We start from the raw sequence: 18026 nt of genomic DNA, 5'->3' as shown, positions 1-18026 counted from the left end.
TTCGGCGGGTTTTTTGTTGCCTGCAGAAAAGCCACATGCGGAGGCTTTTGATCAGTTGATCACGATGCTGCCATCGGCCTGTTGCTTGTAGATCGTGTAAGGCAACAGCAACGTGTCGAGTACCCCCGAGGCCACGGCATCAATCGCCCAGCCCGGAAGTGCCGCGTTGTAAGCGTTACCTTCGCCTATCGGCGCATGCAGCGTACAAAAATCGTACATCACACCGCTGTAGATCCGAGGGACCGCCCCGCAATAGGATTTGCTCCGCTTTAAATCGTCCACGGCCACCTGATCGCTACGCGCGACGGTCTGCACCGTCCCGCATCCGCCCAGCATCGCCGCCATCAGCATCATTGCCAGAACTTTCATACCGCCAATCCTTCGCCGGAAAACCCTCAATTTACGCCGAACGTCAGGAAAAAGCACTTAAGCCATCGGCGGCAAACGGCGCTTGACCGGAGTTTTCTTGACGATCGCCGTGTTGGTCTCGGCCAGCGTATTGAGACGATCTAGCAGGGTGTCCAGCTGCTCCATCGAGCGCACGTGCAGACGGGCGATAAAGCAGTCCTCGCCGGTGACCTTGTCGCACTCGGTGAATTCCGGGATCGACAGAATCTGCCGCTCAACCTCCTGCAACTGCCCCGGCAACGGCCGTACCCGCACGATCGCCTGCAATTGATAACCAAAGCATTTGGGGTCGATTTCGACGGTGTAGCCCTTGAGCACGCCGCGCTCCTCCAACCTACGCAACCGCTCGGCCACGCTGGGTGAAGACAGGCCGCTGATCTGCGCCAGTGCCTTGAGCGAACGTCGCGAATCGGCCATCAAGGCACTGATAAGAACTTGGTCGATGTCATCGGTCATGGCGAATTCCCGTATTAGGCGATTGATGAAAATCACCCTCGATAAAAAAGGCAGAAAGCCAGTTTAGCCTGCTTTTTACGCTGGAGCGCTCCTGCGTTGGCTTGGCATACTTTTGCCATGCTTTCGACAAATGCAGAGGAGATTGATGATGGACAAAACACTCCGTCGCGGCTCATTTGAAATGACCGCTGCGATGCTGATATCCGGGACGATCGGCTGGTTCGTGCTGGTTTCCGGGCAACCGGTGCTGGACGTGGTGTTCTGGCGCTGTGTGTTCGGCGCTGGCACCTTGCTGTTGATCTGCGCAGCATTCGGCTTTCTGCGGCCGGCCATTCTGACCCGCACGACATTCCTGCTCGCCGTGCTCAGCGGCGTGGCGATTGTCGGCAACTGGGTACTGTTGTTCGCCTCGTATTCCCGGGCTTCCATTGCCATTGGTACGGCGGTGTACAACGTGCAGCCTTTCATGCTGGTCGGTTTGGCGGCGCTGTTTCTCGGCGAAAAAATCACCCTGCAGAAAATGTTCTGGCTGGCGATTTCCTTCATGGGGATGCTGGCGATCGTCAGTGCCCATGGCCAGCAAGGCGAGGGCGGTAGCGACTATCTGGTGGGCATCGCACTGGCGCTGGGTGCGGCGTTTCTTTACGCGATTGCAGCATTGATCATCAAGCATCTGACCGGCACGCCACCGCACTTGATTGCACTGATTCAAGTGTGCACTGGGGTGCTGTTACTCGCACCGTTCGCACACTTTTCCGCAATGCCGCAAGCACCGAGCGCGTGGGCCAGTCTGATTACATTGGGCATCGTGCACACCGGCCTGATGTACGTGCTGTTGTACGGTGCGATTCAGAAATTGCCGACCGCTCTGACCGGCGCACTGTCATTCATCTACCCGATTGCCGCGATCTTCGTTGACTGGTTCGCGTTCGGCCATCGCCTGGAAACCCTGCAATGGGTGGGTGTGGCGGCGATACTGCTGGCCGCTGCCGGCATGCAACAAGGCTGGGGCTTCAAGGCTCGGCGACTGGCTGCGCAGTAACCGTCAGATGTTCCAGCGCGGTGCGGTTTTCGCCAGGCGCTGGCGCATCTCGGCGATGTTCGCCGCCAGTTGCCGGGTCAACAATCGATAGCCATCGAGGGCGCTGTAGACCGGCGCATCGGGACTGGCGTCCGGCAATTCCAGCGGCCGCTCCAGCCGTTGCGTCGCGCCGGACTTCAACGCGCGCGCCATGCCGATCAGTTGCACGCGAATGACTCTGTGCTCAGCCTTCAACGCTGATTGCAGATGGGTCATGGCCTGCGGGTCGTTGGCATCGGGGCGGGTGTTGCCGAGGATTTCCAGGGTGCTGATGCACATGCGCAGGTTGCGCTGGATCGCATCAAGTTCGGTCATGGAAATCTTCACCTCCTTGGACACCGACGGCATCAGCGAACGCAATTGCACCATCACCGCGCTCAGGCGGCTCATCAGTTTCAGGTGCTCGTCAGCACTGACCGGCTGACCGTTGATGATCCGTCCGTACACCGTGGCGCAGTCGCGCAAGGCATCTGCCAGGTTGTAGCGCCACGAGTACACCGCGTACAGCGGCAGGGCGAAAGAGAAAGCCAGGGCGAGGGCAATGCCGATCAGAATATCGACTCCACGCCACAAGCCATCAGTGATCGGGTTGTCGCCATGCCCGGCGACAATAAACACGGTGATCGCCGAGAGCAGGGCGGTATAACCACCCTTGCCAATGGCGTGATAGGAGAAAAAGCCGCAAACCACGGCCATGGCGAAGTAGGTGAGCCACGGCATGCCCAGCCACGCCTGCTGCGCCACCAGCAACAAACCGACGCCGGCACCGATCAGCGTGCCGGTGGCGCGTTCGGCGGCTTTCTTGCCGATGTTGCCGTGGTGCTGCAAACCGCCGATCACCACCAGCATGGTCACCGACGCCCATTCACCGTGGGGCAGGTTGATGCCGGTGGTCAGCAGAATCGTCGCCAGCAACCCCAATGCCACCCGCACCGCGTGGATCAATCGGGCGTGTCGGTAGCGCCGGTACGGGTCCAGCAGCGGACGCAGGATTCGGCGCAACAGCGGTGGCAGTCGGTGGGTGCTGAACGTACTCAGTGCAAGGCCCTCGTCAGAAAATGTAGTCGGTGGTCAGAAAGCTCGAATCACGTCCGCGAATGATCTCGCTGATCAGGTCCTTGTTGCTGTCCTGGAACTTGGTTGCCACCAGCGTGCGGATCGAGAAGACCCGTAGTGCATCGTGTACCGACAGCGTGCCCTCGGCGGAGTTCTTGCGGCCGTTGAACGGGTAAGTATCCGGGCCACGCTGGCACTGCGCGTTGAGATTAATCCGCCCGACCTGGTTGGCAAAGGTGTCGACCAGCCGGCCGACCGCCCCCGGGTTGGTGCCGAAGATGCTCAACTGCTGGCCGAAATCCGACTCCAGTACGTAGTCGATCACCGTATCGAGGTGACGGTACGGCACGATTGGTACCACCGGCCCGAACTGTTCTTCCTGGTACACGCGCATCTGCGGGTTCACCGGGTACAGCACCGCCGGGTAGAAGAACGACTCGCGGGATTCGCCGCCATTCGGGTTGACCACTTCAGCGCCCTTGCTGCGCGCATCCGCCACCAGGCCGTGCAGATAATCGACTTTGCCTGACTCCGGCAGCGGCGTCAGCGACACACCGCTGTCCCACGGCATGCCCGGTTTCAGGGTGGCCAGTTTCGCGTTGAATTTCTCGATGAAACTGTCGACCACATCTTCATGCACAAAGAGAATTTTCAGCGCGGTGCAGCGCTGGCCGTTGAACGACAGCGAGCCGGTAACCGCTTCGCTGACGGCGTTGTCGAGATCGACTTCCGGCAAGACGATGCCGGGGTTCTTCGCATCGAGACCTAGCGCGGCACGCAAGCGGTGCGGTTTCGGGTGCAGCTTTTTCAGGTCGCTGGCGGCTTTGTTGGTGCCGATGAAGGCGAAGATGTCGATCTTGCCACTGGCCATAAGCGCGCTGACGGTTTCGCGGCCGCTGCCGTAGATGACGTTGATCACCCCGGTCGGGAAGCTGTCGCGGAACGCTTCCAGCAGCGGACGAATCAGCAGCACGCCGAGCTTGGCCGGTTTGAACACCACGGTGTTGCCCATGATCAACGCCGGGATCAGCGTGGTGAAGGTTTCGTTCAGCGGATAGTTGTAAGGCCCCATGCACAGCGCGACGCCGAGCGGCACGCGGCGGATCTGCCCGAGCGTGTCCTGCTCCAGCTCGAAACGGCTGGAGCGGCGGTCGAGTTCTTTAAGCGCATTGATGGTGTCGACGATGTAGTCGCAGGTGCGATCGAACTCTTTTTCCGAGTCCTTGAGGTTCTTGCCGATTTCCCACATCAACAACTTCACCACAGCATCGCGTTGCTGGCGCATGCGGCCGAGGAAGGCTTCGACATGCTGGATACGTTCGGCCACGCGCATGGTCGGCCACAGGCCCTGACCACGGTCGTAGGCACGCACGGCGGCGTCGAGGGCGGTGAGGGCGGTCTCGGCATCGAGCAGCGGCGTGCTGCCGAGGATGACTTGTTCGTCGCCATTCTCACCTTTTAGATAGACCGGGCTGCGCACGGTGGCGAGCGGGCCGTCCCAGCGGCGCAACTGGCCGTCGACCAGATATTCGCGTTGCTCGACCTGAGCGTCGAGGCGGTATTTTTCCGGGATGTCGCTGACAGAAGGGAACAGGTTGCCAAGGATGTTTGCTGTGGTCATGTCGCTACCCCGTGTTGATGTCTGCGTGCAGATCAAAAGTCTCTACAGGTTATACGCCTGAATGCGCCGAAATTTAAACCCGCAAATGTCACCCGAATGTCACGCAAAGGCGCACAACAGAGCGGGCTGGCTTGAAGATCGTTCCCACGCGGAGCGTGGGAACGATCTTCATCATCGGGGGAGAGGGCTGGCCCCGTTTGCCCCCCTCGATGTCCCGCAATGCCCTCAACCGTTGTCTGCCGCTGTCTTAAGGTGTGATCACAACAATAAGCGAGGCCGTTATGCGGGCAATCCAACTCACTGTACTGCTGGCGTTGGCCATGGCGTTGCCTGGCTGCGGCGATGACGCCAGACCGACGACCACTTCCAGCATCGCCGGCAACGCCATTCCCAAAGACCCGGCACTGGCACAGATCTACGCCAACAGCTGCCAGCTCTGCCACGCCAACCCTGCCGCCAACGCGCCGCTCACCGGTGATCGCCAGGCCTGGGAGCCGCGTATCCAGCAGGGCGCCGACACGCTGCTCGACCATGCGATCAACGGCTACAACGGCATGCCGCCGATGGGCCAGTGCGTCGAGTGCTCGGAAGAGCAATTTCTGCAATTGATCGGCTTCATGGCCGACCAGCCTCTCCCACAATAAGGGTGCGCGCATGACCATGGATCTGACACGGCGTCAGTTGTTGCAACGGGCAAGTATCGTCGGCGCGTTCAGCGCGTTGGCCAGCACCCCGGCATTGGGCCAATTGCTGCGCGCGCCTCGCTTGATTCCGTGGCGCAACTGGTCGGGCGGGCAGAGTTGTCTGCCGGCAGCGCGACTGGCGCCAAAGAGCCTCGATGAGCTGACAACCGTCATCAGGCAGGCGCAAGGCAAGATCCGTCCGGTCGGTTCGGCGCATTCCTTCAGCGCACTGGTGCCTACCGACGGCACACTGTTGTCGCTGAGCTATTTCAACGGTCTGCTCGATCACGATGCGAAAACCCTGCAAGCCGAATTCGCCGCCGGCACGCCGATGTCACGTATGGGCGCGCCACTGAAAGACATCGGCCAGGCCCTGCAGAACATGGCCGACATCGATTACCAGACGCTTGCCGGGGCGATCTCGACCTCGACCCATGGCACCGGGAAAAACTTCCAGTCCTATTCCGCTCACGTCTGCGGCATGCAATTGGTGACCGCCAGCGGCGAGGTGCTCGACTGCGATAGCCAGCGCCATCCCGAAGTGTTCAACGCTGCGCGCGTGTCCCTTGGTGCCCTCGGCGTGGCGACAAAAATCCGCCTGCAAAACCGCCCGGCCTATCGCCTGCGCGAACGCCAGTGGATCGCCAAGACCGAAGAGCTGCTGGAAGACCTCGACAAGAACACCCGTGAAAACCAGCACTGGGAAATGCTCGTCGTCACCCATTCCGATTACGCCTTGTCCATCGCCCTCAACGAAACCGATGACCCGGCCACACCACCGATTCCGCCCGAAGAGGAGGGCGGCAACGAGTTCGTCACCCTGATCGAGAAGATCGACAAGTACGGCAGCGACTTCCCCGACCTGCGCCGTACGCTGCTTAACAGCTTGCGCCATCTGGCGAGTTTCGATGACCGCGTCGGCGATTCGTTCGACATCTACGCCAACGTGCGCACTGTGCGCTTCAACGAGATGGAATACTCCGTGCCCGCCGAACACGGCCCGGCGTGCCTGCGCGAAATTCTCAAGTTGATTCAGGACAAGGACCTGCGCACCTGGTTTCCCATCGAGTACCGCTACGTCAAGGCTGACGATATTCCGTTGAGCATGTTCGAGGGCCGCGACAGCTGTTCAATCTCGGTGCACCAGCATTATCAGATGGACCATCACAACTTTTTCGCCGCCGTCGAGCCAATCTTCTGGAAGTACAACGGCCGGCCGCATTGGGGCAAGTTGCACACGCTCAACGCGAAAAACCTGCAACCGCTGTACCCGCGCTGGCGCGAATTTATCGATGTGCGCCAGGCGCTGGACCCCAGTGGCCGGTTTCTCAACGCGCATCTGTCGTCAATTCTGGGGGTGAGCTGATGGCGGTCAATCGACGTGATTTTCTGCTCGGCACACTGGGTGTCGGCGCTTTGTTGATCGGTGTAGGCGCCTGGTTGCGTCCGGGCGACCGGGGCGCGCCGTACAGCGAATATTTCCGTGCGCTGAATCAAGAGTTGAAGGACAAAGGCCCGATGCGCCCGGTGTTGCTGATCGATCTGGATCGCCTCGATCACAACATCGATGTGGTCATGCAGTCGGTCAAGCGCGGCGGCAAGCAACTGCGGCTGGTGGAGAAATCCCTGCCGGCACCGGGGCTGTTGAACTACATCGGCCAGCGTGCCGGGACGCAGCGCCTGATGTCGTTTCATCAGCCGTTTCTCAATCACGATGCGATCGCGTTCCCGCGGTCGGACATTCTGCTCGGCAAGCCACTGCCGGTGCGCTCGGCCGAATTGTTCTATCAGAATCACAAAGGTTCATTCGAACCGAGCAAGCAACTGCAATGGCTGCTCGACGGCCCTGAACGTTTGCAGCAGTACCTTGCGCTGGCTCAGGGTTTGGGCACGCGACTGCGCATCAACATCGAGCTGGACGTCGGTCTGCATCGCGGCGGGGTCAGTGATGTGAATGTGCTGGGGCAGATGCTCACGCTGATCAGCGCCAACCCGCAGCATCTGGAATTCGCCGGGTTCATGGGCTACGACCCGTTCGTGGGCATGGGTGTGCCGGGGATTCTGGGTTCGCCAGAAGAGCTGTTCGCCAAGGTCATGGTGATTTATCAGCGCTGCGTGGATTTCACTCGCCAGCAATTTCCGGCGTTGTGGCACGACGGCTTGTGCCTGAACACCGCTGGCAGCCCGAGTTATCGCATCCATGAAAACGAAAAGCTCAGCAGCGAAGTGTCCGTCGGCACGGCGATGCTCAAACCGACGCACTACGACTTGCCGTCATTGGTCGAGCACGTGCCGGCAGCCTACATCGCCACGCCGGTGTTGAAGAGCACGGGCGCGGTGAATATTCCGGCGCTGGATGACAAGTCGAAACTGTTCTCGTGGTGGGATCAGAACCAGCGCCAGACCTTTTTCATTTACGGCGGTAACTGGATGGCCGAGTTCGAATCGCCGTCCGGATTGCAAAGCAACAGTGTCTACGGCCGCAGCTCGAATCAGGAGATGGTCAATGGCTCGAATGCCGTCGGCCTGACGGTCGAAGATCAAGTCTTCCTGCGCCCGACCCAGACTGAAGCGGTGCTCCTGCAATTCGGTGATCTGCTGGCGGTGCGTGGCGGCAGAATCGTCGATAGCTGGTCAGTTTATTCCTGAGTTAAGGGTTGTTGATTGTTGTCGGATAGCGATTTTAGTGTTTTGTCTACTGTCAGGTTTGACAGTAGACACTCTTTTTCTCGCGGTTTATTACTAAAGCCAGACGACGTTCTTCTCTGTGAACTGGAAGATCAGTCAGTCGAATTTTTAAACTTGATACAGTGAGAAATTAATCATGAGCACGACAGGGACATTTGAAGTAGTAACGGATTCTCCTTTTGGGGCGCTTAAACCCTCTGAAATTGAGTTGTCTCCTTCTGAGGAGGCCTACAAGGTGAGAGTGCGTGAGACAATTGGCAACGCCGGAAGGGCTTGGACAGACATGGAGCTGATGTTTCCAAAATTCGATAAGTTCGCAGTGTTTGATGTCGCCAAGTTGTCTTCAGTGAAGTTTTCAAGTTTGTCGGATTCTTACCTGGTGCATTATTTGCCGTTGTCGGGGAAGCTGACTGTTTGGTACGCAAAAAATGGGGAAATTAATGGCGTGTTTACTTTTGAAATGGGACAGAATGAACAAGGTTATCCCACTAAAATAACGGTTATTGGATTGTTTTCTCTCATTAACAAATGATTGTTTTATTCGCGAAAAAGTATAAGGGTGAGGCAGTTTGGCTCGCGAATTGAGCTGTTCACGCAAAAGATCAAAAGATCGCAGCCTTCGGCAACTCCTACAGAGATCAAGCATCCCTGTAGGAGTTGCCGAAGGCTGCGATCTTTTGCTTTTGGCTCCTCCCCTGAAATGAAGCTTTTATGACAAAAGTTCGGTAGCACATCGCCAGTCCGGTCATGCCTATGTAACGCGCTTGAGGGGCCCAACGGGGCGCTTTTCACAAGCCGAGGCGGGACGCCGGGAGTGAGGCAATGGGGACTATGGAACGCTACTCGAAAGTGGGCATGCAGGAACTCGATCAACGCTTGTCGAAGATCGTCGAAGCCGCGCGCAAGAAGCCGGTTTCGGTGTATCGCTACGGCGCGCCGTGGGTCTGGATTGTTTCGCAGGATGACTGGCAGGGCGCTTTGAAAGAAGTGTCCAGCTACATTCCGCCGGGCCATTCGCTGGTTCTGTTGCGCCCACAGATCGACGATTTGCTCGACACCCATCGCGAACTCTTGCACGACCTCAATGCCGAGCCCGGCATGTTGATCCCCGCGCAAACGGTCATGCACATCCTGCTGCTGCAACTGCTGTATTCGGTGCCCAGCGAGCAGCAGCTGTATGAACAGCTCAATTACAACCTGCTGTTCCGCTGGTTCGTCGGCCTCGGCCTGAACCAGAAAGTCTGGAGTTTCAACGTCCTCAGTCGCGACATCGCCACGTTGCTCAACAACCCGCAGGCGGTGCAACTCATTCAGAAAATCATTGGCGAAGTGTTCTGCGGTGCCTTGCTGCAAATGCCCGAGTTCTCGTTGAACTTCGCGCTGCTGCACACCTGGCTCGGCAAGCACGCCTGCGCCCCGCACGTCAGCAATTGACAGCGGCAACACACAAGGCGCTGAGGCGCCAACAGGTCATCGCGAATTCAGGGGGTAGTGTGGAACCGATTTTCAAGTCACGGCTGGCGCTGTGGGGCTGGCTGCTGGTGACGGCGGGCGTGCAGCCGGCATTGGCCGAGGAGGCTGTCGAAAACGCAGCGCCGCAGCGTCTGGTCGACGTCAACGAATATTTCGTGCGCGGTAATACTGTGCTCGATGCGCGGGCGATTGAAGAAGCGGTGTACCCGTTTCTCGGCCCGCAGAAAGGCATGAACGATATCGAAGGCGCGCGGGATGCCTTGCAGAAGGCTTATCAGGAGCGCGGCTATCAATCGGTGTTCGTCGAGCTGCCGGAGCAAGCTGTCGCCGACGGCATCGTCTATCTGCAAGTCAGCGAAACCAAGGTCGGCCGGGTCCGCGTGGTCGGCGCCAAACATTATTCGCCACTGGACATCCGCGACAATGTCCCTGCGCTGAAGGAGGGTGAGGTGCCGGACTTCGCCAAGGTCCAGGGCGAACTGGCGCAGCTCAACAAGACGCCGGGCCGGCAGGTCATGCCAATGGTTCGCGAAGGCCAGCGCCCGGGCACCATGGACGTCGATTTGCAGGTCGAAGACCAGAACCCGTGGACCGCCAGCGTCGGCCTCAATAACGATTACAGCGCCGACACTGAAAAGCTGCGCACCGTCACCAGCCTCGGCTACAACAACCTTTGGCAACTCGGCCATAGCGTCAACCTGACGTTCTTCACGGCGCCACAGGAAACCGACAACGCCAAGGTCTGGTCTGGGTCCTACACCGCGCCGCTGACCGAGCGCTGGAGCGTGCAGTTCTCCGGATATCAGTCCGACAGCAACGTCGCCACCATCGGCGGCAGCAACGTGCTCGGCAAGGGCCATTCCTATGGCGTCTCGGCGATTTACACGCTGCCCTCCAGTGGCAACTGGTCGAACTCGTTGTCGGCCGGCATCGACTTCAAGGACTTCGACGAACGCCTGACCCTGTCCGGCGAGAGCGACAAAGTCCCGCTGCAATACGCGCCGTTCACCTTCGCCTACAACGGCTATCGCTACAGCGAAAAGAGCCAGCTCGGCCTCGGCCTGAGCCTGGTCGCCGCCACCCGCAGCATTTTCGGTTACGGCAGTTCCGACGAAGACTTCGACTACAAACGCTATCGCGCCAAGCCGAGTTTCGCCGTGCTCAAGGGCGATACCAATTACACCTGGACCTTCGACAGCGACTGGCAGAGCGCGAGCAAAGCCGCGTTCCAGTTGGCGTCCGGGCCACTGGTTTCCAACGAACAATTTTCTGCCGGCGGCGCCACTTCGGTACGCGGCTATCTGGCGGCCGAACGCACCGGTGATGACGGCTTGCTGCTCAGTCAGGAAGTCCGCACGCCATCACTCGCCAAGTACGCCGGCACGTGGATGCAGGACTGGCGTTTCTACGCCTTTGCCGAAGGCGCACAACTTTACCTGCGCGATGAGCTACCGGATCAGGACGCCAATTACGCCCTGGCCAGCGTCGGCCTCGGCACCCGCGCCAGCCTGAGCAAATGGCTGTCCGGCAGCCTCGACTGGGGCTACCCGCTACTCGAAGGGCCGAACACCTCGAAACAGGAATCGCGCCTGCACTTCAACCTTCAAGCCACTTTTTAAAGGAGCACGTTCATGCAGCGCCTCATTCTTTCGTTGTTGATCTGCCTGGGCTTCGTGCTCCCGGCCACGGCTCAGGCCTGGTGGCAGGACGACTGGCATTACCGCAAACAGATCGCCGTCGACACCACGCCGCAGGGCGCGGCGATCAATCAGGCCCTCGGCCGCACCGCGCTGCTGGTGCGCCTGCACACCGGCAACTTCACCTTTGACGGGGTGAAAGAGGACGGTTCGGATCTGCGCTTCGTCGCGGCTGACGACAAGACTGTGCTCAATCACCAGATCGAAAGCTTCGATGCGCTGATGGGCATGGCGTTGATCTGGGTCGACGTGCCGAATGTCGAGGGCGGCCAGCGCCAGGACATCTGGATGTATTACGGCAATCAGAAGGCCCCGGCGACGGGCAACGGCCAACTGACCTTCGATCCGAATTACACCGCGCTTTATCACTTCGATGGCGCCACCGGTACTCCGGCCAAAGACACCACCGCCTACGGCAACACCGCGCAAAGCGCGACTGGCGCGGCGATTGACGGCGTAGTAGGGCGGGCCTTGCAGTTCAGCGGACAGCCGTTGTTGCTGCCGGCCAGTCCTTCGTTGCAGCACAACGCTGGCAGCGCGTTCACCTTTAGTGCCTGGCTGCGTCTGGATCAGGCCAGTGGCGAGCAACTGATTCTGGCCCGTCGTGAAGGCGCCAACAGTCTGCTGATCGGTGCCAACCAAGGCGTACCGTTTGTGGAGATCGACGGCCAACGTGCGGTCGCTACCCAAGCGCTGAATCCGGGCCAATGGCAGCACGTCGCGCTGACCACTGAAGGCTCGAAAGTCACCCTGTACATCAACGGCCGCGAAGGTGCGACCTTGGCGTTGGCGATGCCGGCATTCAACTCGGTCATGGCCATCGGCGCTGATCTTTCAGCGAGTGCCTTCCAGCCGTTCGTAGGCGCCATCGACGAACTACGCCTGTCGAAAGTCGCGCGTCCGGCACCATTGCTACTGGCCGACGCCAACTCGCAAGGCGCCGAATCGAAACTGGTCGCTTACGGCGTCGATGAAGAGCAATCCGGTTTTGGTTTCGGCAGCCTCGGCTTCCTGCTCAACGCGGTGCCAGTCGACGCCTGGGTGATCATCGCCGTGCTGGTGCTGATGATGTTCCAGTCGTGGATCATCATGCTGCGCAAGAACCGCACCCTGAGCCGCGTGACCGCTGCCAACGAAGACTTCCGCGTGCAATTCGCCAAGGTCGGCACGCGTCTGGAGATGTTTGCCGACGACGCGCAACTCGCTCAGCGTTTGCAGTATTCGCCGCTATGGCGCCTCTACCAAGTCGCGGTCAAAGAGATCCGCACCCGCCGCGAGCAGGGCGCCGATACCTCGTCGGTTTCCGCTGCGACCATCGAAGCGATCCGCTGCTCCATGGACGGCGTGCGTACTCGTGAAAACCAGCAACTCAGCTCGAAACTCTCGACCCTGTCCAACGCCATCGCCGGCGGCCCGTACATCGGCCTGCTCGGCACCGTGCTGGGGATTATGGTGGTGTTCCTCGGTACGGCAATGGCCGGCGACGTCAACATCAATGCGATCGCCCCGGGCATGGCGGCGGCATTGCTCGCCACAGCGATGGGTCTGTTCGTCGCGATCCCGGCGCTGTTTGGCTACAACCGCCTGATCACCCGCAACAAGGAAGTCAGCGCCGACATGCGCGTGTTCGTCGACGAGTTCATCACCCGTCTGGCCGAGATGCACGGCGAGAGCCAGTTCAGTGAGGCATCGCATCAGCGCGGCCATCACGCCAACCACTCCGTACCGGCCTGAGGAGCACTGACATGGCGTCTGTAAATGCCTCCCACGACGATGACGAAGATGCAGCGGTGGACAGCATCAACATCACTCCGCTGGTCGACGTGCTGATGGTGGTGCTGGTGATGTTCATCCTCACCGCCACGGCGCAGGTCTCGGGGATTCAGATCAACCTGCCCAAGGCCAGCGCTTCGGTGTCGTTGTCCGAGGCCAAGACCAAGGCGATTTCGGTCAACGACGGCGGTCAGGTGTTCCTCGATGCCTACCCGGTGACCCTGGCTGAGCTGGAAGAGCGCCTGCGCATCGAGAAGGCGCAGAGCCCGGACTTCCCGGTGATCGTGCGCGGCGACGCGACGGTGCAATACCAGAAAGTCATCGAAGTGCTGGATCTGCTGCGCCGGCTCGAACTGTCCCAGGTCGGTCTTGTGACCGGCAAACCGAGTCAGGGCTGAGTCATGACTGCACAAATGCCCTTCGAGCCGCTGCCCGTGAAACGGTCGCCGTTGCGTTTTGTGAAATGGGGCGCCGGGCTGCTGCTCGGCGCCATCGCCGCGTATCTGCTGTGGCAATGGGCCAACGACATGAGCGGCATCCGCCGCGAAGCGCCGAAGGTGCCGACGATCATTCCGTTGCCGCCACCGCCACCTCCGCCGCCGGAGAAACCACCAGAGCCGGAAACTCCGGTGGAAGAAAAAGTCGTCGAGCCTGAGCCAACGCCTGAACCGGAAGAGGTCAAGCCCGAGGAAGAAGCACCGCCATCGCCGGCGGACGATCTGGCCAATCCGATGCAAATGGACGGCGATGCGCAGTCCGGCAACGACGCGTTCAACATCGGCGCGGGCAAGGGCGGCGGCATGGCCGGTGCCGGTGGCGGACGACTGGGCAACGGCACTTACAGCCAGTTCCTCGCGTTCACCTTCCAGAAGCTACTGCGCGAGAACCCTGACCTGCGCAACCTCGCGTTCACGTTGCAGGCCGATGTGTGGTTGAGCAGCGTCGGTGAGATCACCCGGGTCGAGCTGATCAAGTCCAGCGGCAACCCCGAAATCGACACTCAGGTGTTGGCGGCACTGCGTAACGCGCCGCACCTGAGCGAACGGCCGCCGGCCTCCATCACCCTGCCTGTGCGCATGTCCCTGCAAGGGCGGCGTCCGGGTTAACCGAATTCATAAAGCTGTATGAAAAGGAGTTGTGTGCAGATGATTTCCAACGTGAATCGATTGTCCCTGGCGGTCGGCATGGTCATCGCGACCCTGGTCGGTCAGGCCGCAGCGGCGCCTGCGCCCTCGGAGAACGCCACGATCAATCTGATCCGCTTGCTGGTCGAGCAGGGCATTCTGAAACAGGACAAGGCCGATGCGCTGATCGCTCAGGCGCAGAACGAAGCGGCGCAGGCCAAACAGGCTGCCGCGTCCAGCGCCGTAGTGGCCGCCGGACCCGTCGCCGCGCCGGGCGATGTGCGGGTGCAATACGTACCAGCCGCCGTGCGCGACCAGATCCGCGATCAGGTCAAGGCCGAAGTCATGGCCACCGCCAAACAGGAAAACTGGGCGGCGCCCAACAGCTTCCCGGAATGGGCTGCGCGCATCAGCTTCGACGGCGACATTCGTCTGCGTGACGAATCGCGCTACTCCTCCGACAGCAACAGCAACGAGATCGTCGACTTCGCCAAGCTCAACAACAACGGCCCGTACGATGTGAACCCGAACAGCAGCACCAATCTGCCGCCGCTGCTCAACACCCGCGAAGACCGCACCAACCAGTTCCGCATTCGTGCACGTCTGGGCATGAAAGCGGAGATCTCGCCGCAATGGACTGCCGGCATCCGCATCGGCACCGGCTCTGACAACAACCCGGTGTCGACCACGCAAAGCCTCGGCGGCGGTTTCGCCAAGAAAGACATCTGGCTCGATCAGGGTTACCTGAACTGGAAGCCTACGGATGAATTGACCCTGACCGGCGGGCGCTTCGCCAACCCGTTCATGTCCACCGACATGCTCTATTCCAACGACTTGAACTTCGACGGTGTGGCGGCGATTTTCGATCACAAGCTCAGTCGCGACTGGGGCGTGTTCGGCACCGTCGGCGCGTTCCCGGTGGATTACACCAACGACACCGCCAGCAGCAACGGCTTCGACAAGGAAGAAAGCGACAACAAGTGGCTGTACGGCGCGCAGATCGGCGCCAAATGGGCGATCAACAGCAACAACCGCTTGAAAGGCGCACTGGCTTACTACCGTTTCGACGACATTCAGGGCCAGCGCTCCAGCCCTTGCGAACCGTGGGCCGGCGCCCCGGGTTGCGACAGCGACGGCAGCCGCGCGGCGTTCATGCAGAAGGGCAACAGCGTATTCCTGCTGCGTGACATCACGCCGAACCCGCTCAACCCGACCACCACGCCGCAGCCGCAATTCGTTGGCCTCGCGTCCGAATTCAACCTGCTCGATCTGAACCTGGTCTGGGATGCCGACCTGCCAGAAGATTTCAAACTGCGTAGCCAGGGCAACTACATCCACAACCTCGCTTACGACGAAGGCGACATGCGTAAGCGCTCGGCCGGACAGATCGTCAACAACCTCGACAGCAATGGCGACATCGAAAGCGGCGCCAATGCGTGGATGGTGCAGTTCACCCTCGGCAGTGCGCTGGACCTGAAGAAACAGGGCGACTGGAACATGTTCGCCGGCTACAAGTACATCCAGCCGGATGCCTTGCCGGACGGTTTCAACGACTCGTCGTTCCACCTCGGCGGCACCAACGCCAAGGGCTATTTCATCGGCGGTAACTACGGTCTGGCGAAGAACGTTTACGCGACAGGTCGCTGGATGAGCACCGAAGCGGTATACGGCGCGCCGTTCGACATCGACGTCTTGCAGCTTGAGATCAACACGCGCTTCTAAGGCGCCGGGAGAGGGTGATGAAAATCCGCTTTTTATGGCTGGGGCTCGGCATGTTGATTGCCACCGGGGCAACTGCTGAAGGCCTGGAAGAACGCCTGCGCACGCAATTGCGCAGCACCACGCAGCAGTTGCAGGCCCTGCAAAGTCAGCAGGCCCAGGCCAGCGCCGCGCAACTGGCGGCGCAGAACGAGGCCAAGGCTGCGCAGGCGCAAATCAGGCAATTGAGCGCTGAACTGGCCAAGGCCAAAGGCGTTGCCGAGCAACTGGCCGGGCAGCAGCAGAGCCTGCACAGCCAGGCGCAGGCACAAGTGGCGGCCAGCAATGAGCAGACCGGCAAGTTCAAAAAGGCCTATGACGAGTTGCTGGTCATGGCCCGTGCCAAAGAGGCAGAACGGTCTAAGCTTCAAGCGCAATTGGCTGAACGTGACACACAAGTGCAGCAATGTTCAGTCAAGAATCAGCAGATGTACGGCGTCGCCAAGCAGATCCTCAGCGCCTACGAAAACATCGATGTGGCCGAGGTGATGAAGATTCGCCAGCCCTTCGCGGGCAGTGCCCGGGTCAAGTTCGATGAATTGGCCCAGGGGTTCGGTGACGACCTTTACAAGACTCAATTCGACGCGCCGCAAGCCGCGCTCGCACACTGATTTAAAAGACTGATAAACAAGGAAGAAACAATGACTCAATTGATCAGCCACGTATCGCCAAAATCCCTGACCGAAGTTCTGCAAGCAGCCGGTTATCGCGTCAACGAAACCGAACAGAACGGCATCGTTCAGTTGCTCAGCGCCAGCCAAGGCATTGGTTACGCTGTGCGTTTCGGCAACCCGGCAGTGGAGCAGGGCAGCTTTGTCGATTTCACTTTCAGTTGCGCGCTGCGCGTGCAGGGTGAGTTGCCGCAGGGTGTGGCAGAGCAGTGGAACGCGACCCGTCGTTTTGCGCGGTTGTCGTTGCAGGGCGAGTTTCTGGTGATGGAAATGGACGTGGTGGTCGCGGCAGGCGTGAGCAACGATCACCTGCGCGGCAATCTGGAACTGTGGGATCGTCTGTTGCAGGAATTCATCGTCTATCTGCGTGATTTCACCCAGAACGGCGCCGCCGCGCAGACCGCCAAAGTGGCCGTGGCCGTGGCCGAGCAAGAGGAAGTCGCGCTGTGAAAAAGCCTGCCATGGTGATCAGCGCCGCTGCGGTGGCGCTGTTGGTGGTGGCCGTGGCGTTGGCCGTGCGACCGGGCAGTGACCCGGTCGCCGCTCAGCAATCGGCGCCGGTGGCGGCGGTTGCCGGGGGGCCGGCGGTGGCAAGGTTGGGCAATCAGCAGGTGTCGCCGGCCGAATTGCAGGCACTGCTGGCGACTGTCCCGGCCGAAACCCGCGAGCAACTGCGCGGCAATCGTGAGGCGCTGGAGCGCTGGATTCGTACGCGCCTGGCCGAGAAAGCGGTGCTGGAGCAGGCCGATGCCCAAGGTTGGGCGCAGCGGCCCGACGTCGCACGGCAGACGCGTGCGGCGACTGAACAGATTGTCTTCCGCGATTATTTGCGTTCGGTCAGCCAAGTGCCGGCCGATTATCCCAGTGCGGCCGAGTTGCAGCAGGCGTATGACGCCGGCAAAGCCAATTGGCAGACGCCGGCGCTGTATCGGGTCAGTCAGATTTTCCTGAGTGTGAATGAGCCGCAGAGCCTTGAGGCAGTGCGCAAACAGGCGGGGGAATTGAGCAAGAAAGCTCAGGCCGCACCGGGGGAATTTGCCGCACTGGCGACGCAATATTCGCAGGATCGCGTCACCGCCGAACACGGCGGCGACACCGGGCTGCAACCGTTGCAGCAACTGGTGCCGGAAGTGCGCGGCGCGGTGGCACGGCTCAAGGTCGGCGCAGTGTCTGACCCTGTGCAAAGCGCGGCCGGGTTTCATGTGATCAAACTCACCGAACAGCAACCGGCCCGTACGGCGACGCTGGATGAATTGCGCGATCAACTGACCCAGGCCTTGCGTGCACAACGGCAGGAGCAGATTGCCCAGGCGTACCTGGACGGCATGCTCAACACCGCGACCCTGAGTATCGACGGCGCTGAACTCAACAAGGTCCTTGAGGAAAAACTCTGATTTCACTTTCACCACAACCCCTGTGGGAGCTGGCTTGCCAGCGATAGCGGAATGTCAGTCTAGCGATGTTGAATGTGCCGACCTCATCGCTGGCAAGCCAGCTCCCACAGGTCCCTCATAGGGTTCAGATGTTTATCAAGTGC

Annotated in this window: 18 protein-coding genes; 14 read left to right on the top strand and 4 right to left on the bottom strand. The window is 60.2% G+C overall.

What is annotated here, in order from left to right; translation table 11 throughout:
- Positions 1-51 precede the first annotated feature (51 nt).
- Both KI231_RS15655 and KI231_RS15650 read right to left on the bottom strand, forming a co-directional pair.
- Positions 52-369 carry a YceK/YidQ family lipoprotein gene (locus KI231_RS15655; protein WP_212808996.1) on the bottom strand — a complete coding sequence of 106 codons (318 nt, stop codon included), beginning with the start codon at positions 367-369 and terminating at the stop codon, positions 52-54.
- Positions 370-426: 57 nt separating this feature from the next.
- On the bottom strand, positions 427-864 hold the full coding sequence (locus tag KI231_RS15650) for an Lrp/AsnC family transcriptional regulator (protein WP_212808995.1): 438 nt from the start codon (positions 862-864) through the stop codon (positions 427-429).
- A gap of 148 nt (positions 865-1012) precedes the next feature.
- Between KI231_RS15650 and KI231_RS15645 the strand changes: the two genes are divergently transcribed.
- Entirely contained in the window at positions 1013-1906 is an 894-nt protein-coding gene (locus tag KI231_RS15645; protein ID WP_212808994.1) for a DMT family transporter, read from the top strand.
- Positions 1907-1909: 3 nt separating this feature from the next.
- On the opposite strand, the gene KI231_RS15640 is transcribed toward KI231_RS15645, so the two are convergent.
- A complete protein-coding gene (locus KI231_RS15640; RefSeq protein WP_213028803.1) occupies positions 1910-2950 on the bottom strand; it encodes an FUSC family protein in 1041 nt (346 codons plus the stop codon).
- Between the two features lie 46 nt (positions 2951-2996).
- Positions 2997-4622 (bottom strand): NADP-dependent glyceraldehyde-3-phosphate dehydrogenase, encoded by a 1626-nt coding sequence (locus KI231_RS15635; RefSeq protein WP_212808993.1) that lies wholly within the window; start codon positions 4620-4622, stop codon positions 2997-2999.
- Positions 4623-4903: 281 nt separating this feature from the next.
- On the opposite strand from KI231_RS15635, the gene KI231_RS15630 reads away from it, so the two are divergent.
- The 13 genes from KI231_RS15630 (at position 4904) to KI231_RS15570 (ending at position 17883) form a co-directional block, all read left to right on the top strand.
- Positions 4904-5266 carry a c-type cytochrome gene (locus KI231_RS15630; protein WP_103302178.1) on the top strand — a complete coding sequence of 121 codons (363 nt, stop codon included), beginning with the start codon at positions 4904-4906 and terminating at the stop codon, positions 5264-5266.
- 76 nt (positions 5267-5342) lie between these two features.
- Entirely contained in the window at positions 5343-6671 is a 1329-nt protein-coding gene (locus KI231_RS15625; RefSeq protein ID WP_213028802.1) for a D-arabinono-1,4-lactone oxidase, read from the top strand.
- Positions 6672-6745: 74 nt separating this feature from the next.
- Positions 6746-7954 (top strand): DSD1 family PLP-dependent enzyme, encoded by a 1209-nt coding sequence (locus tag KI231_RS15620; RefSeq protein ID WP_213028801.1) that lies wholly within the window; start codon positions 6746-6748, stop codon positions 7952-7954.
- A 175-nt stretch (positions 7955-8129) separates the two neighbouring features.
- A complete protein-coding gene (locus KI231_RS15615; protein WP_212808992.1) occupies positions 8130-8525 on the top strand; it encodes a hypothetical protein in 396 nt (131 codons plus the stop codon).
- Between the two features lie 290 nt (positions 8526-8815).
- Positions 8816-9427, top strand: a complete 612-nt coding sequence (locus KI231_RS15610; RefSeq protein WP_103302175.1) for a transposase — start codon at positions 8816-8818, stop codon at positions 9425-9427.
- Between the two features lie 59 nt (positions 9428-9486).
- Entirely contained in the window at positions 9487-11085 is a 1599-nt protein-coding gene (locus tag KI231_RS15605; RefSeq protein WP_212808991.1) for a ShlB/FhaC/HecB family hemolysin secretion/activation protein, read from the top strand.
- A gap of 12 nt (positions 11086-11097) precedes the next feature.
- Positions 11098-12897: a DUF2341 domain-containing protein gene (locus tag KI231_RS15600; protein WP_212808990.1), complete on the top strand. Its 1800-nt coding sequence runs from the start codon at positions 11098-11100 to the stop codon at positions 12895-12897.
- Positions 12898-12908: 11 nt separating this feature from the next.
- Positions 12909-13334 (top strand): ExbD/TolR family protein, encoded by a 426-nt coding sequence (locus KI231_RS15595; protein ID WP_007915482.1) that lies wholly within the window; start codon positions 12909-12911, stop codon positions 13332-13334.
- 3 nt (positions 13335-13337) lie between these two features.
- The gene (locus KI231_RS15590; protein ID WP_103302172.1) at positions 13338-14042 is read left to right on the top strand and encodes an energy transducer TonB family protein; all 705 of its coding nucleotides are present in this window, start codon (positions 13338-13340) and stop codon (positions 14040-14042) included.
- Between the two features lie 39 nt (positions 14043-14081).
- Positions 14082-15782 (top strand): putative porin, encoded by a 1701-nt coding sequence (locus KI231_RS15585; RefSeq protein WP_212808989.1) that lies wholly within the window; start codon positions 14082-14084, stop codon positions 15780-15782.
- Positions 15783-15799: 17 nt separating this feature from the next.
- Positions 15800-16429 (top strand): DNA repair protein, encoded by a 630-nt coding sequence (locus KI231_RS15580; RefSeq protein ID WP_212808988.1) that lies wholly within the window; start codon positions 15800-15802, stop codon positions 16427-16429.
- Positions 16430-16459: 30 nt separating this feature from the next.
- Positions 16460-16939 carry a YbjN domain-containing protein gene (locus tag KI231_RS15575; RefSeq protein ID WP_212808987.1) on the top strand — a complete coding sequence of 160 codons (480 nt, stop codon included), beginning with the start codon at positions 16460-16462 and terminating at the stop codon, positions 16937-16939.
- Positions 16936-17883 (top strand): peptidylprolyl isomerase, encoded by a 948-nt coding sequence (locus tag KI231_RS15570; RefSeq protein ID WP_212808986.1) that lies wholly within the window; start codon positions 16936-16938, stop codon positions 17881-17883. The genes KI231_RS15575 and KI231_RS15570 overlap by 4 nt, the downstream gene beginning before the upstream one ends.
- Positions 17884-18026 lie beyond the last annotated feature (143 nt).

Source organism: Pseudomonas sp. Seg1, assembly GCF_018326005.1.
GTDB lineage: Bacteria > Pseudomonadota > Gammaproteobacteria > Pseudomonadales > Pseudomonadaceae > Aquipseudomonas.
Note: the sequence above shows the minus strand (reverse complement) of the source record. Positions and strands in the feature narration are given on the sequence as shown.

What these genes read in the sequence shown, in the direction of transcription:
- KI231_RS15655 (WP_212808996.1), bottom strand. Translation starts at nt 369, where the DNA reads ATGAAAGTTCTGGCAATGATGCTGATGGCGGCGATGCTGGGCGGATGC.
- KI231_RS15650 (WP_212808995.1), bottom strand. Translation starts at nt 864, where the DNA reads ATGACCGATGACATCGACCAAGTTCTTATCAGTGCCTTGATGGCCGAT.
- KI231_RS15645 (WP_212808994.1), top strand. Translation starts at nt 1,013, where the DNA reads ATGGACAAAACACTCCGTCGCGGCTCATTTGAAATGACCGCTGCGATG.
- KI231_RS15635 (WP_212808993.1), bottom strand. Translation starts at nt 4,622, where the DNA reads ATGACCACAGCAAACATCCTTGGCAACCTGTTCCCTTCTGTCAGCGAC.
- KI231_RS15630 (WP_103302178.1), top strand. Translation starts at nt 4,904, where the DNA reads ATGCGGGCAATCCAACTCACTGTACTGCTGGCGTTGGCCATGGCGTTG.
- KI231_RS15615 (WP_212808992.1), top strand. Translation starts at nt 8,130, where the DNA reads ATGAGCACGACAGGGACATTTGAAGTAGTAACGGATTCTCCTTTTGGG.
- KI231_RS15610 (WP_103302175.1), top strand. Translation starts at nt 8,816, where the DNA reads ATGGGGACTATGGAACGCTACTCGAAAGTGGGCATGCAGGAACTCGAT.
- KI231_RS15600 (WP_212808990.1), top strand. Translation starts at nt 11,098, where the DNA reads ATGCAGCGCCTCATTCTTTCGTTGTTGATCTGCCTGGGCTTCGTGCTC.
- KI231_RS15595 (WP_007915482.1), top strand. Translation starts at nt 12,909, where the DNA reads ATGGCGTCTGTAAATGCCTCCCACGACGATGACGAAGATGCAGCGGTG.
- KI231_RS15590 (WP_103302172.1), top strand. Translation starts at nt 13,338, where the DNA reads ATGACTGCACAAATGCCCTTCGAGCCGCTGCCCGTGAAACGGTCGCCG.
- KI231_RS15585 (WP_212808989.1), top strand. Translation starts at nt 14,082, where the DNA reads ATGATTTCCAACGTGAATCGATTGTCCCTGGCGGTCGGCATGGTCATC.
- KI231_RS15580 (WP_212808988.1), top strand. Translation starts at nt 15,800, where the DNA reads ATGAAAATCCGCTTTTTATGGCTGGGGCTCGGCATGTTGATTGCCACC.
- KI231_RS15575 (WP_212808987.1), top strand. Translation starts at nt 16,460, where the DNA reads ATGACTCAATTGATCAGCCACGTATCGCCAAAATCCCTGACCGAAGTT.